The organism is Nocardiopsis alborubida (genome assembly GCF_012396365.1).
Taxonomy (GTDB): Bacteria; Actinomycetota; Actinomycetes; order Streptosporangiales; family Streptosporangiaceae; genus Nocardiopsis; species Nocardiopsis alborubida.
The window spans coordinates 124076-137010 of sequence record NZ_JAAXPG010000011.1 but is presented as its reverse complement, the minus strand read 5'-3'; the positions used below and the strand labels follow the sequence as shown (position 1 = coordinate 137010).

Annotated in this window: 10 protein-coding genes; 3 read left to right on the top strand and 7 right to left on the bottom strand. The window is 72.5% G+C overall.

The genetic code is table 11. The features are described from left to right. Positions 1–16: 16 nt before the first annotated feature. The 6 genes from HGB44_RS13650 to pyrR form a co-directional block, all read right to left on the bottom strand. On the bottom strand, positions 17–916 hold the full coding sequence (locus tag HGB44_RS13650; RefSeq protein ID WP_061080912.1) for a dihydroorotate dehydrogenase electron transfer subunit: 900 nt from the start codon (positions 914–916) through the stop codon (positions 17–19). Positions 917–1225: 309 nt separating this feature from the next. After that, on the bottom strand, positions 1226–4528 hold the full coding sequence (gene carB / locus HGB44_RS13645) for a carbamoyl-phosphate synthase large subunit (protein ID WP_061080913.1): 3303 nt from the start codon (positions 4526–4528) through the stop codon (positions 1226–1228). A gap of 16 nt (positions 4529–4544) precedes the next feature. Beyond that, the gene (gene carA / locus HGB44_RS13640; RefSeq protein ID WP_061080953.1) at positions 4545–5681 is read right to left on the bottom strand and encodes a glutamine-hydrolyzing carbamoyl-phosphate synthase small subunit; all 1137 of its coding nucleotides are present in this window, start codon (positions 5679–5681) and stop codon (positions 4545–4547) included. A gap of 53 nt (positions 5682–5734) precedes the next feature. Then, a complete protein-coding gene (locus tag HGB44_RS13635) occupies positions 5735–7036 on the bottom strand; it encodes a dihydroorotase (RefSeq protein ID WP_061080914.1) in 1302 nt (433 codons plus the stop codon). Positions 7037–7202: 166 nt separating this feature from the next. After that, positions 7203–8111 (bottom strand): aspartate carbamoyltransferase catalytic subunit, encoded by a 909-nt coding sequence (locus HGB44_RS13630; protein WP_061080915.1) that lies wholly within the window; start codon positions 8109–8111, stop codon positions 7203–7205. Next, complete coding sequence (gene pyrR, locus HGB44_RS13625; protein WP_061080916.1) at positions 8111–8740, bottom strand: bifunctional pyr operon transcriptional regulator/uracil phosphoribosyltransferase PyrR; 630 nt, start codon at positions 8738–8740, stop codon at positions 8111–8113. The genes HGB44_RS13630 and pyrR overlap by 1 nt, the downstream gene beginning before the upstream one ends. A 499-nt stretch (positions 8741–9239) precedes the next feature. Between pyrR and bldD the strand changes: the two genes are divergently transcribed. Both bldD and HGB44_RS13615 read left to right on the top strand, forming a co-directional pair. Beyond that, positions 9240–9734, top strand: a complete 495-nt coding sequence (bldD, locus tag HGB44_RS13620; RefSeq protein WP_013154123.1) for a transcriptional regulator BldD — start codon at positions 9240–9242, stop codon at positions 9732–9734. Between the two features lie 394 nt (positions 9735–10128). Next, positions 10129–10743 (top strand): GNAT family N-acetyltransferase, encoded by a 615-nt coding sequence (locus HGB44_RS13615; protein ID WP_061080917.1) that lies wholly within the window; start codon positions 10129–10131, stop codon positions 10741–10743. On the opposite strand, the gene metF is transcribed toward HGB44_RS13615, so the two are convergent. Beyond that, positions 10655–11584 (bottom strand): methylenetetrahydrofolate reductase [NAD(P)H], encoded by a 930-nt coding sequence (gene metF, locus HGB44_RS13610; RefSeq protein ID WP_061080918.1) that lies wholly within the window; start codon positions 11582–11584, stop codon positions 10655–10657. The genes HGB44_RS13615 and metF overlap by 89 nt on opposite strands. Positions 11585–11842: 258 nt before the next feature. On the opposite strand from metF, the gene HGB44_RS13605 reads away from it, so the two are divergent. Continuing rightward, entirely contained in the window at positions 11843–12925 is a 1083-nt protein-coding gene (locus HGB44_RS13605; RefSeq protein WP_061080919.1) for a polyprenyl synthetase family protein, read from the top strand. Positions 12926–12935: the final 10 nt, after the last annotated feature.

Here is a 12935-nt window from a genome sequence, read left to right as displayed (position 1 = left end):
GGCGGGGCCGGGACCCTCAGGCGATGTCGCGGGCCGTCTCCGCGGCGCGGGCCGCGCTGGAGCCCTTCCAGCCCGGAGCGCCCAGGGCGTCGAAGGGGATCGTGCCCACGTCGTCGAAGCGCACCTGCTCGCCCCGGAAGACCGGGCCGTCCACGCAGGAGCGCACCATGCGGGTGATGCCGTCCTCGCCCACCACCGGGATGACGCAGGTCATGCAGATCCCGGTGCCGCAGGCCATGGTCTCCTCCACCGCCACCTGGACGGGGATGCCGTGGCCGGCCGCCACGGAGGTGACCGCGCGCAGCATCGGCATGGGACCGCAGGCGTAGACGGCGTCGGAGCGGCAGTCCTCGATCACCCTGCCCAGGACGTCGGTGACGCGGCCGCGGGTGCCGAAGGAGCCGTCGTCGGTGGTGAAGGCGGCCGTCTCGGCGATGCGGCGGGCGGTGATGGCGCTGAACACCCGGTCGGCGGAGGCGGCGCCCAGCACGAAGTCCACCCGGCAGCCGCGTCTGCGCAGCGACTGGGCGAGCGGGAACAGCGGGGCGCTGCCCGAGCCCCCGCCCACCAGCACGCAGTTGACCGGCTCGCGGGGCAGCGGGAAGGGGCGGCCCAGGGGGCCGACCACGTCCAGCAGGTCGCGCGAGCGGCGCTCGGACAGCCAGGCGGTGCCCGCGCCCCGCACCGAGAACAGGAACTCGACGGTGCCGCCGTAGTCGGGTTTGACGTCGTGGATGGCGAAGGGGCGGCGCAGCAGGGTGCTGGAGTGGTCGCCGCCGACGGCCACCGACACGAACTGCCCGGAGCGGAACCGCTCGGCTATGCCCGGGGCGACCACGGTGATGGCGTAGTAGGCGTCCACCCTGCGCACGTTCAGCACGGGGCACCTGGTCTGCACCGGTCCGTTGTCGCTCATCAGGTCGTGGCGCCCGAGCCCTGTGTCGCGGACACCGGGGCGTCGGCGCCGCCCTCCCCCCTCTGGGATTCCTGCGTCTTCCTGTGCGCCAACCGTATAGGCGGGGACGCCGTGGACACACCGTCCACGACGCCCCCGTCCGCAGCTCCAGCCGGTTCGGGCGCCCGCCGGGTTCGGAGGTGGCGGAGGCGGGTCCGCGAGGAACGGGCGGACCCGCCGGAGACACCGCCGTGCCTGCCACGACCCGGTTCCCGCTCTCCGGGCGCCGGACACGGGCCGAAGCGGAGCGGAGGCCCGAGGAGGAACAGCCTAGGCCCGGCTGGCGGTGAGGGTGCTCGCGTGCTCCTGGAGGGAGCGCACGCCGACGTCCCCGCGCACCCGCGCCTCGATGGCCTGGACCGCGGCGGCCAGGCCCTGCACGGTGGTCACGCTGGGCACGCCGCGCACCACGGCCGCGGTGCGGATCTCGTAGCCGTCCAGGCGCGGACCCGCCTGCCCGGCGCTGCCGAAGGGCGTGTTGACGATGAGGTCGACGCCCCCGGCGTGGATGAGCTGGACGATGGTGGGCTCGCCGGCCGGGCCGCTGCCCTCGCTGTGCTTGCGCACCACGGTGGCGTGCACGCCGTTGCGGCGCAGGACCACGGCGGTGCCCTCGGTGGCCAGGATCTCGAAGCCGAGGTCGGCCAGGCGCTTGACCGGGAAGATCATCGACCGCTTGTCGCGGTTGGCCACCGAGACGAACACCCGGCCCCTCTCGGGCAGGGAGCCGTTGACGGCCAGCTGCGACTTGGCGTACGCGGCGCCGAACTCGGTGTCCAGGCCCATGACCTCGCCGGTGGAGCGCATCTCGGGGCCGAGGATGGTGTCGACCCCCTCGCCCTCCTTGTCGATGAAGCGGTTGAAGGGCAGCACCGCCTCCTTCACCGACACCGGGGCGTCCGCGGGCAGGTCGCCACCGTCGCCGCTGGCGGGCAGCATGCCCTCCTCGCGCAGTTCGGCGATGGTGCTCCCGGCCATGACGCGGGCGGCGGCCTTGGCCAGCGGCACCGCGGTGGCCTTGGACACGAACGGCACGGTGCGCGAGGCGCGCGGGTTGGCCTCCAGGACGTTGAGCACGCCGGCGGCGAGCGCGTACTGGACGTTGATCAGACCGCGCACGCCCGTGCCCCGGGCGATGGCCTCGGTGGAGTAGCGGATGCGCTCGATGTCCTCGCGGCCCAGGGTGATGGAGGGCAGGGTGCACGCCGAGTCGCCGGAGTGGATCCCGGCCTCCTCGATGTGCTCCATGACCCCGCCCAGGTACAGGTCGCGGCCGTCGTAGAGGGCGTCGACGTCGATCTCGATGGCGTCGTCGAGGAAGCGGTCGATGAGCACCGGGTGCTCGGGGCTGACCTCGGCGTTGCGCTCGATGTAGTCGGCGAGCATCGTCTCGCTGTAGACGATCTCCATGCCGCGGCCGCCCAGCACGTAGGAGGGGCGGACCATGACGGGGTAGCCGATCTCGTCCGCGGCGGCCTTGGCCTCGGCGAAGGAGTGGGCGGTGCCGTACCTGGGCGCGGGCAGCCCGGCGTCGGCCAGGACCTTGCCGAACTCGCCGCGGTCCTCGGCCAGGTCGATGGCCTCGGGGCTGGTGCCGATGATGGGCACTCCGGCGTCCTTGAGGCGGCGGGCCAGGCCGAGCGGGGTCTGGCCGCCCAGCTGGACGATGACCCCGGCGACCGGTCCGGCGGCCTGCTCGGCGCGCACGACCTCCAGCACGTCCTCCAGGGTGAGCGGCTCGAAGTAGAGCCGGTCGCTGGTGTCGTAGTCGGTGGAGACCGTCTCGGGGTTGCAGTTGACCATCACGGTCTCGTACCCGGCGTCGGAGAGGGCGAAGGAGGCGTGGACGCAGGAGTAGTCGAACTCCACGCCCTGGCCGATCCGGTTGGGTCCCGAGCCCAGGATGATGATCTTGGGGCGGTCGCCCGTGGGGACCTCGGTCTCCTCGTCGTAGCTGGAGTACAGGTAGGGCGTGCGGGCCTCGAACTCGGCGGCGCAGGTGTCCACGGTCAGGTAGACGGGGTGGACGCCCAGGGCGTGGCGCAGTTCGCGGACCACGTCCTCGCTGCGGCCGGTGATCTGGCCGATCTGGAGGTCGGAGAAGCCCAGCCCCTTGACCTGGCGCAGCAGGTCGGCGTCGAGCTTGGGGGCGTCGGCCAGGACGCGGGCCGCCTCCTCCAGGCGCAGCATCTGGTCCACGAACCAGGGGTCGATGCGGGTGGCCTCGTGGACCTCCTCGACGGTGGCCCCGGCGCGCAGGGCCTGCTGGACCTGGCGCAGGCGGTGCTCGGTGGGGGTGGCGGCCAGGCGCAGCAGCTCGTCCTTGTCGCCGGGCCGGCCCTCCCAGGTCAGGCCGACGCCCTTCTTCTCCAGGGAGCGCATGGCCTTCTGGAGGGCCTCGGGGAAGGAGCGGCCGATGGCCATGGCCTCGCCCACCGACTTCATGGTGGTGGTCAGGCCGGGGTCGGCGCCGGGGAACTTCTCGAAGGCGAAGCGGGGCACCTTGACGACGACGTAGTCGAGCGTGGGCTCGAAGCTGGCCGGGGTCTCCCGCGTGATGTCGTTGGGGATCTCGTCCAGGGTGTAGCCGACGGCGAGCTTGGCGGCGATCTTGGCGATCGGGAAGCCGGTGGCCTTGGAGGCCAGCGCCGAGGAACGCGACACGCGCGGGTTCATCTCGATGACGATGACCCGGCCGGTGGTGGGATGGACGGCGAACTGGATGTTGCAGCCGCCGGTGTCCACACCGACCTCGCGGATGACGGCGATGCCGATGTCGCGCAGCTTCTGGTACTCGCGGTCGGTGAGGGTCATGGCGGGGGCGACGGTGATGGAGTCGCCGGTGTGCACGCCCATGGGGTCGAGGTTCTCGATGGAGCACACGACCACGACGTTGTCGTTGGTGTCGCGCATCAGCTCCAGCTCGTACTCCTTCCAGCCGAGGATGGACTCCTCCAGGAGCACCTCGGTGGTCGGGGAGAGCGCCAGTCCCTGCCCGGCGATGCGGCGCAGCTCGGCCTCGTCGTGGGCGAAGCCCGAGCCCGCGCCGCCCATGGTGAAGGAGGGGCGCACGACGACGGGGTAGGAGAGCTCCTCGGCCGCGGCCAGGCACTCCTCCAGGGTGTGGCAGATGCGCGAGCGGGCGGACTCGCCGCCGATGCGCTCGACGATGCCCTTGAAGCTCTCGCGGTCCTCGCCGGACTGGATGGCCTCGATGTTGGCGCCGATGAGCTCGACGCCGTACTTGTCGAGGACGCCCGCCTCGTCCAGGGCGACGGCGGCGTTGAGGGCGGTCTGGCCGCCCAGGGTGGGCAGGAGCGCGTCGGGGCGCTCCTTGGCGATGATCTTCTCGATCATCTCGGTAGTGATCGGCTCCACGTAGGTGGCGTCGGCGATCTCCGGGTCGGTCATGATCGTGGCCGGGTTGGAGTTGACCAGGATGACCCGCAGGCCCTCGGCCCGCAGAACCCGGCAGGCCTGGGTGCCCGAGTAGTCGAACTCGGCCGCCTGCCCGATCACGATCGGGCCGGAGCCGATCACGAGGACGGATGAAAGGTCACTACGGCGCGGCATGCTCTGCTTCCTCTTGCTACTTGGCAGCCGGAGCGGGCTGGGCGGACATCAGGTCGACGAACGCGTCGAAGAGTTCGGCGGCGTCGTGGGGGCCGGCGGCGGCCTCCGGGTGGAACTGGACGCTGAACGCGGGGCGGTCCAGCAGCCGCAGGCCCTCGACGACGCGGTCGTTGAGGCCGATGTGGCTGACCTCGGCCCGGCCGTAGGGGGTGTCGAAGGGCGTGTCGAGGGGGGCGTCGACGGCGAAGCCGTGGTTCTGGCTGGTGATGGCGACCCTGCCGGAGCGGGTGTCGATCACCGGCTGGTTGACGCCCCGGTGCCCGAAGGGCAGCTTGTAGGTGCCCAGGTCCAGGGCGCGGCCCAGGATCTGGTTGCCGAAGCAGATGCCGAAGAGCGGCCTGCCCGCGTCCAGGACGCCGCGCATGGCGGCGACGGGTCCGTCGGCGGTGGCGGGGTCTCCGGGGCCGTTGCTGAAGAACACCCCGTCCGGGTCCAGGGCGAGGATGTCCTCGGTGGTGGCGCTGGCGGGCAGCACCGTGACCCGGCACCCCCGCTCGGCCAGGCGCTGGGGGGTCATGGCCTTGATGCCCAGGTCCACGGCGGCGACGTGGAAGCGGGCGGGCACGCCCTCGGGCGGCATGACCTCGTAGGGCTCGCGGGTGCTGACCTCGGCGGCCAGGTCGGCCCCGGCCATGGCGGGCTGCTGGCGCACGCGCTCCAGCAGGGCCAGCGGGTCGGTCTCGGTGGTGCTGATGGCGGCACGCATGACGCCCCTGTCACGCAGGTGGCGGGTGAGGGCGCGGGTGCCGGTGAGGGAGACGCCGACCACGCCCTGGCGGCGCAGCTCCTCGTCCAGGGTGCGCTCGGCCCGCCAGTTGGAGGTGATGCGGGCGGGCTCGCGCACGACGTACCCGGCGACCCAGACGCGGCCGGACTCGGGGTCGTCGTCGTTGACGCCGGTGTTGCCGATGTGGGGGGCGGTCATCACCACGATCTGGCGGTGGTAGGAGGGGTCGGTGAGGGTCTCCTGGTAGCCGGTCATGCCGGTGTTGAAGACCGCCTCTCCGAAGGTCTCCCCTGTGGCGCCGAAGGAGCGGCCGTGGAAGACCCGGCCGTCCTCGAGTACCAGAATCGCGGGTCCGCTCTCGGACACGTTCGCCCCCTCCTCCGCCGGGCCGTCGGCGGCCCGGGTGTTCTGTTCTGTGCTCACTGGATCTTCCCCTCCAGGACGGTCGGGGCGCCGCGCAGGAACGTGGCGCGCACCTGACCGGGCAGGGTCATGCCCCGGAAGGGCGTGTTGCCGCTCTTGCTGGCCATGGCCGCGCCGTCCACGTCGACGGCTGCGGCCGGGTCGTACAGGACCACGTTGGCGGGCTGGCCGACGGCCAGGTCACGCCCGTGGTCGTGGACGCGGCCGATGCGGGCCGGTGCCGCGGACATGCGGTCGGCGACGTCGGCCCAGGTCAGGAGACCGGTGTCGACCATCGTGCGCTGCACGACCGCCAACGCCGTCTCCAGGCCGACCATTCCCATGGCGGCGGTGGACCACTCGGTCTCCTTGGCCTCCGCGGGGTGGGGGGCGTGGTCGGTGGCGACGATGTCGATCGTGCCGTCGGCCAGGCCCTCGCGCAGCGCCTGGACGTCCTCGGCGGTGCGCAGGGGCGGGTTGACCTTGTAGACGGGATCGTAACCCTCCACCAGCTCGTCGGTCAGCAGGAGGTGGTGGGGTGTGACCTCGGCGGTGACGTCGCAGCCGCGGGCCTTGGCCCAGCGGATGATGTCGACCGAGCCCTTGGTCGAGACGTGGCACACGTGCAGGCGCGAGCCCACGTGCTGGGCGAGCAGGCAGTCCCGGGCGATGATCGCCTCCTCGGCGACCGCGGGCCAGCCGGGCAGGCCGAGGCGGTCGGAGACGCGGCCCTCGTTCATCTGGGCGCCCTGGGTCAGGCGCGGCTCCTGGGCGTGCTGGGCGACGACGCCGTCGAAGGCCTTGACGTACTCCAGGGCGCGGCGCATGAGCAGGGCGTCGGAGACGCAGATGCCGTCGTCGGAGAAGACGCGCACGCCCGCGGCGGAGTCGGCCATGGCGCCGATCTCGGAGAGGCGCTCCCCGGCCAGGCCGACGGTGACGGCGCCGACGGGGCGCACGTCGCAGTACCCGGCCTCGCGGCCCAGGCGCCAGACCTGTTCGACGACCCCGGCCGTGTCGGCGACGGGGTCGGTGTTGGCCATGGCGTGGACGGCGGTGTAGCCGCCCATGGCGGCGGAGCGGGAGCCGGTGGCGACGGTCTCGGCGTCCTCTCGGCCCGGCTCGCGCAGGTGGGTGTGCAGGTCCACCAGGCCGGGCAGGGCGATCAGGCCGGTGGCGTCGACGGTCCGGACGTCCTCGGGGGCTTCCAGGTCCCGGCCGGCCGCGGCGATGCGGCCGTCGGCCAGGAGCAGGTCGACGGGGTCGCCGCCGAGCGGGCGGGCGCCGCGGATCAGGTGCGGTCCGTGGGTGTCGGGCATCGCGGTGTTGGCTTCCTCGTGTTCTGGGGCGGGGAGGGCGGCGCGGGGCTACGGCCGGGCGGTTCGGGCGCCGCGGGGGCCGGGGTCTCCGGACCCGCGGCGGGGCCTCGCGTCCCTCGGATGCGGTGGCGCGGGGCCGCGGGGCGCGCGCCCCGCGGCCGGGCTGTCAGGAGCCGCTGAGCAGCAGGTAGAGCACGGCCATGCGCAGGCTGACGCCGTTGGCGACCTGCTCGGTGACGGTGCAGCGGGGCGAGTCGGCGACCTCGGCGGAGATCTCCATGCCGCGGACCATCGGGCCCGGGTGCATGACGATCGCGTTCTCGGGCATGCGGGACAGGCGCTCGCCGTCCAGGCCGTAGTTGCGGCTGTACTCGCGCGTGGACGGGAAGAAGGACTCGTGCATGCGCTCGGCCTGCACGCGCAGCATCATGACGACGTCGGACTTGGGCAGGACGTCGTCGAGGTCGTAGGAGACCTCGCACGGCCAGGTGTGCACCGAGACCGGCAGCAGGGTGGGCGGCGCGACCAGGGTGACGTGCGCGCCCAGGGTGGTGAGCAGCAGCACGTTGGAGCGGGCGACCCGGCTGTGCAGGATGTCGCCGACGACGGCCACCCGCAACCCTTCCAGGCGCCCCAGGCGCGAGCGCATGGTGAAGGCGTCCAGCAGGGCCTGGGTGGGGTGTTCGTGGGTGCCGTCGCCCGCGTTGAGGACGGACCCGTCCACCCAGTTGGCGAGGCGGTGGGCGGCGCCTGAGGCGCTGTGCCGGATGACGACGCCGTCGGCGCCCATGGCCTGGAGGGTCAGCGCGGTGTCCTTGAGGCTCTCGCCCTTGGAGACGCTGGAGCCCTTGGCGGAGAAGTTGATGACGTCCGCGGACAGGCGCTTGGCGGCCAGCTCGAAGGAGGTTCGGGTACGGGTGGAGTCCTCGTAGAAGAGGTTGACCACGGTGCGCCCGCGCAGGGTGGGCAGCTTCTTGACGGAGCGGTCGCCGACCTGGGCGAGTTCGGCGGCGGTGTCCAGGACGAGGGTGGCCTCGTCGCGGGAGAGGTCGCCGGCGGAGAGCAGGTGGCGCATCAGTCGTTCCCCTCGTTGGTGCCGGGGCGGGGGCGGGACGGGCCGAGCAGCACCGCGTCGTGTCCGTCGGTCTCCTCCAGGCGCACGGTGACGCTCTCGCGCAGCGAGGTGGGCAGGTTCTTGCCCACGTAGTCGGCGCGGATGGGCAGTTCGCGGTGGCCCCGGTCGACCAGGACGGCGAGCTGGACCGCGCGGGGGCGCCCCAGGTCGCCGAGGGCGTCCAGGGCGGCGCGGACGGTGCGGCCGGAGAAGAGGACGTCGTCGACGAGGACGACGACGCGGTCGTCGAGTCCGCCCTGGGGGATCTCGGTCCGGCCGAGGGCGCGGACGGGGGCGGAGCGCAGGTCGTCGCGGTACATGGTGATGTCGAGCGAGCCCGCGGGGACGGTGAGGTCCTCCACCCGTTCGATGCGCCGTGCCAGGCGGTGGGCGAGCGGGACCCCGCGCGAGGGGATGCCCAGGAGTGTGACGTCCCGGCCGCCCTTGGTGCGTTCGAGCACCTCGTGGGCGATGCGGGTCAGCGCCCGGTTGATCTCGTTGCCGTCGAGGACGGCGCGGGTGCCCTCGGGCACCTCGGGTGCGGAGGAACCGCCACCGGCGTCACCGGACGTCGGTTTTTGCGCACGCAAAGTAGTGACCCCCTTCCCTGCCTCACTGAACAGGTCGTTAAAGGATGTCGATCGGATCCACGCTACCAGCGGTGCCCGCGACCCCCGCGAGGCGGTCGATGACCCGAGGTCACGAATGTGACTCTGGTCACACACCAAGCGAGCATGTATCCCCTGAAATGTGGTCATGTCGTCACCCAGTGGATACGGCAACGAAGGGGCCGAAACCTGAAATACCCAGGAGGAGCGGGCTTTTCATGCCATCGTGACGCACGACTCGCCCCGTTCGGTCCGGACATGAGAGGTGTCTCACTTACGCACGGTTTGGCCACTGATTAGTCGCGTTTCACACCAACGGCTTGACCTGGAAGGCAGACCCCCCTACCGTCACTGTCTGTAACCACTGCCGGGTGGGGTTGCATCCCGTGACCATCCGCTGGACCGCCCAGGCGGCCCGCCGAGTATGAGCGGACGTCCCCCCACCACGCCAGCCACTGTCACGGCCGGGAGCGACAAGAAGATGCCATCCGAATACGCGAAGTCCCTCGGTGCGCGACTGCGTGCCATCCGCACCCAGCAGGGCCTGTCCCTGCACGGGGTGGAAGAGAAGTCCCACGGTCGCTGGAAGGCCGTCGTGGTGGGCTCCTACGAGCGCGGCGACCGCGCCGTCACCGTCCAGAAGCTCGCCGAGCTGGCGGACTTCTACGGTGTGCCGATGTCGGAGCTGCTGCCGGGCGGCGCGGCTCCCACCCCGCTGGGCCCCACGCCCAAGCTGGTCATCGACCTGGAGCGCATGCAGCAGCTGCCGCAGGAGAAGGCCGGACCGCTGTCCCGCTACGTCGCCACGATCCAGAGCCAGCGGGGTGACTACAACGGGCGGGTGCTCTCCATCCGCCAGGAGGACCTGCGCTCACTCGCGGTCATCTACGACAAGTCGCCCGGCGACCTGACCGAGGAGCTCATCAACTGGGGCGTCCTCGACCCCGAGGCGCGCCGCGCGGTCGACGCCTTCTGACCGGTACCCGACACCGGGACGACCGAAGAGTTCCACACCCGCTCGACGAGAACCGGCGGCCCCGGCGGGGCGCCGGTTCTCGTCGTGTCCGACAGGCCGGGGACTGGCCGGCGGACGGGGCCGGGTCGTGTCCCCCGGGACGTCTCGGACTCGGAGGCCTCCAGCGGAACACTCCCCGGAGCGGCGCGACCGGACGTGGGGCTTCCCCTCCCCAACCCGGCCGCGCCGCCCTCCCGCCGGAGGGGGGTCCGACGGAGTGTGTCGAACTCCTGTTCGACACGATCCAGTTAACCCCAGGCCGCCGAACCCGTCAAGAACCCCGCGCGGCACCGCTCGCGCCCCGTCCGCACCGAAATCCCGGGACGCCGGGACGCCGGGGAACTACCCTTGGCCCGTGGTAGCCGATACCGAGTTGCGCGAGCTGGCCCCACCCGCCTTCACGCACGCCGTCCCCGCGCTGCTCCAGGTGTACGAGGCGGCCATGCGGCCGCCCCCGGAGCAGCTGCCCGGGCGCGCCTCCGTCATGAACGGCCACGCCCGCAACCCGGGCTTTCGCGCCGTGGTGGCCGTGCGCGGCGGCCTTCCGGTCGGCTTCGCCTACGGCTTCCACGGACACGGCGGCCAGTGGTGGCACGACACGGTGGCGGAGGGGCTGCGCGCGGGCGCGGGGGCCCGCCAGGAGCGCCGCTGCCTGTCGGACGCCCTGGAGGTCGCCGAGGTGCACGTCCACCCGGACGCGCAGAACCGGGGCGTGGGCCGCGCCCTGCTCCACGCCCTGTGCCGGGGCAGGCCGGAGCGCACCGCGGTGCTGTCCACGCGTTCGGGACCCTCCGCGGCGCGCCACCTGTACCGCTCGTGCGGGTTCACCGAGGTGCTGGAGGACTTCCGCTTCCCCGGCAGCCCCGATCAGCCCTTCTCGATCATGGCCGCCCGGCTCCCTCTGACGGGCTCCGGTGGCCGGAGATCTCCCGGTAGATCTGCCTGGTGGCCGTGGACCGGTTCGAGGTGATGAAGTGGATGCCCGGCGCGCCCTCGGCCAGCAGCCGCTCGCACATGCGCTGGGCGTGCTCGATGCCGAAGGCCCGCACGGACTCGGCGTCGTCTCCGAAGGAGGCGAACCTCTCCGCCAGGTCGGCGGGGAAGGGCGCGCCGGAGAGCTGCTCCGAGCGCGGGATGAACGAGGTGCGCACCACCGGGAAGACCTCGGGGATGATCGGCACCTCGCAGCCGCGTGCGGCCACCCGGTCGCGCAGGCGCAGGTAGTCCTCGGGGTCGAAGAACATCTGCGTGATGGCGTAGTCGGCGCCCGCCTCGCACTTGCGCACGAAGTGGTCGGTGTCGGTCTCGACGTCGGCCGAGCGCGGGTGCTTGAAGGGGAAGGCGGCCACGCCCACGCAGAAGTCGCCGCTGTCCTTGATCAGGCGCACCAGTTCCTCGGCGTAGGTCAGCCCCTGGGGGTGGGCGATCCACTCCCCGTCGGGGTCGCCGGGCGGGTCTCCGCGCACGGCGAGCATGTTGGACACACCCGCGTCGGCGAGGCGGCCGACGAGGTGGCGCAGCTCGGCGACGGAGTGGTCGACCAGGGTCATGTGCGCGACCGGCAGCAGTGTGGTGTCGGTCGCGATGCGCTCGGTGGTCTCCACGGTCAGCCCGCGCGTGCTGCCGCCCGCGCCGTAGGTGACCGAGACGAAGGCGGGGCCGAGGGCCTCGATCTCCCTGATCGCACGCCACAGGCGCTCCTGCGCCTGTGGCGTGCGGGGCGGGAAGAACTCGAAGGAGAACATCGGCTCGCCCGCGTCGAGGAGTTCGCGGATGTGACGCGGCCTGGCGGCCGGGCCTCGGGGCGCCACAGGGAGTGTCGGTGCAGCCAGCATGCGCACCAGCTTAGGTCAGACGTTCCACGCGGTGGGGGCCGTGTCCCGCCCTGTGAGATCCGTGGTGCGCGCCACTCCCGCGCCGCGACGTGCGAGGACGCGTCATGGCCCCGTCCGGGCCGGGCGCGTGGGCGCTGCCGGTGACGGTGCCGTCCGTGCTGGTGGCCGGACCGAAGCGGCCCGGTCGGGCGAACCGGGGCCGGACCGTGCCCGACAGCCGATAATCTGCGACTCATGGTGCCTTCCTCTTCCCAGTCCGCCCCCGCCGTCTCCGCGGTCCGCTCCGGCGTGGACCGCGAGCTGACCTCGTTCTGCGCCGACCACCGAGCCCAACTTCTGGAGATCGGGGAGGAGCTGGCCCCGGCCATGGACGCGCTGGAGGCGATGGTCTCCGGCGGCAAGCGCCTGCGCCCGACCTTCTGCTACTGGGGTTGGCGGGGAGCGGGCGGCGCGGCCGACGACGAGCGGGTGGTGCGGGCGGCGGCCTCCCTGGAGTTCCTCCAGGCGTGCGCGCTCGTCCACGACGACGTGATCGACAACAGCGACACCCGGCGCGGGCTGCCCGCCACGCACAAGCGGCTGGCCAAGCTGCACACCGACCAGGGGTGGAGCGGCGACAGCGAGGGCTTCGGCCAGGGCGCGGCCATCCTCATCGGCGACCTGTGCCTGGCCTGGTCGGATGAGATGTACCAGGCCAGCGGCTTCCCGACCGAGGTGCTGGGCCGGGGGCGGCGTCCCTTCGACGCGATGCGCACCGAGGTCATGGCCGGGCAGTACCTGGACACCCTGGAGCAGGTGCGGGGCACCGGCACCCGCGAGGCCGCGCTGCGCGTGATGCGCTACAAGTCCGCCAAGTACACGGTGGAGCGCCCGCTGCACCTGGGCGCGGCCCTGGCGGGCCGCTACGAGGAGCTGGCCGGGGTCTACACCGCTTACGGCATAACGCTGGGGATCGCCTTCCAGCTGCGCGACGACGTGCTGGGCGTGTTCGGCGACCCGTCCACCACCGGCAAGCCCGCCGGGGACGACCTGCGCGAGGGCAAGCGGACTCTGGTCGTGGCCGAGACCCTGACGCGCGCGGGGACGGCCGACGCCGAGCGGTTCCGTTCGCTGCTGGGGGCGCCGGACCTGTCGTCGGCCTCGGTGGAGTGGATGTGCTCCCTGATCGAGGAGTCGGGCGCGCTGTCCGTGTGCGAGGAGATGATCTCGGAGTACACCGACCGGGCCGTCGCGGCCCTGGAGAGCCCCCGGCTGGACGCCTCCGCCCGCGAGCCGCTGCGCGCACTGGCGGTGGCCGCCACCTCGCGCTCCTTCTGAGGGTCCTTCC

Coding starts and splice junctions, on each gene's coding strand:
- HGB44_RS13650 (WP_061080912.1), bottom strand. CDS start 916: ATGAGCGACAACGGACCGGTGCAGACCAGGTGCCCCGTGCTGAACGTG.
- carB (WP_061080913.1), bottom strand. CDS start 4,528: ATGCCGCGCCGTAGTGACCTTTCATCCGTCCTCGTGATCGGCTCCGGC.
- HGB44_RS13635 (WP_061080914.1), bottom strand. CDS start 7,036: ATGCCCGACACCCACGGACCGCACCTGATCCGCGGCGCCCGCCCGCTC.
- HGB44_RS13630 (WP_061080915.1), bottom strand. CDS start 8,111: ATGCGCCACCTGCTCTCCGCCGGCGACCTCTCCCGCGACGAGGCCACC.
- bldD (WP_013154123.1), top strand. CDS start 9,240: ATGCCATCCGAATACGCGAAGTCCCTCGGTGCGCGACTGCGTGCCATC.
- HGB44_RS13605 (WP_061080919.1), top strand. CDS start 11,843: ATGGTGCCTTCCTCTTCCCAGTCCGCCCCCGCCGTCTCCGCGGTCCGC.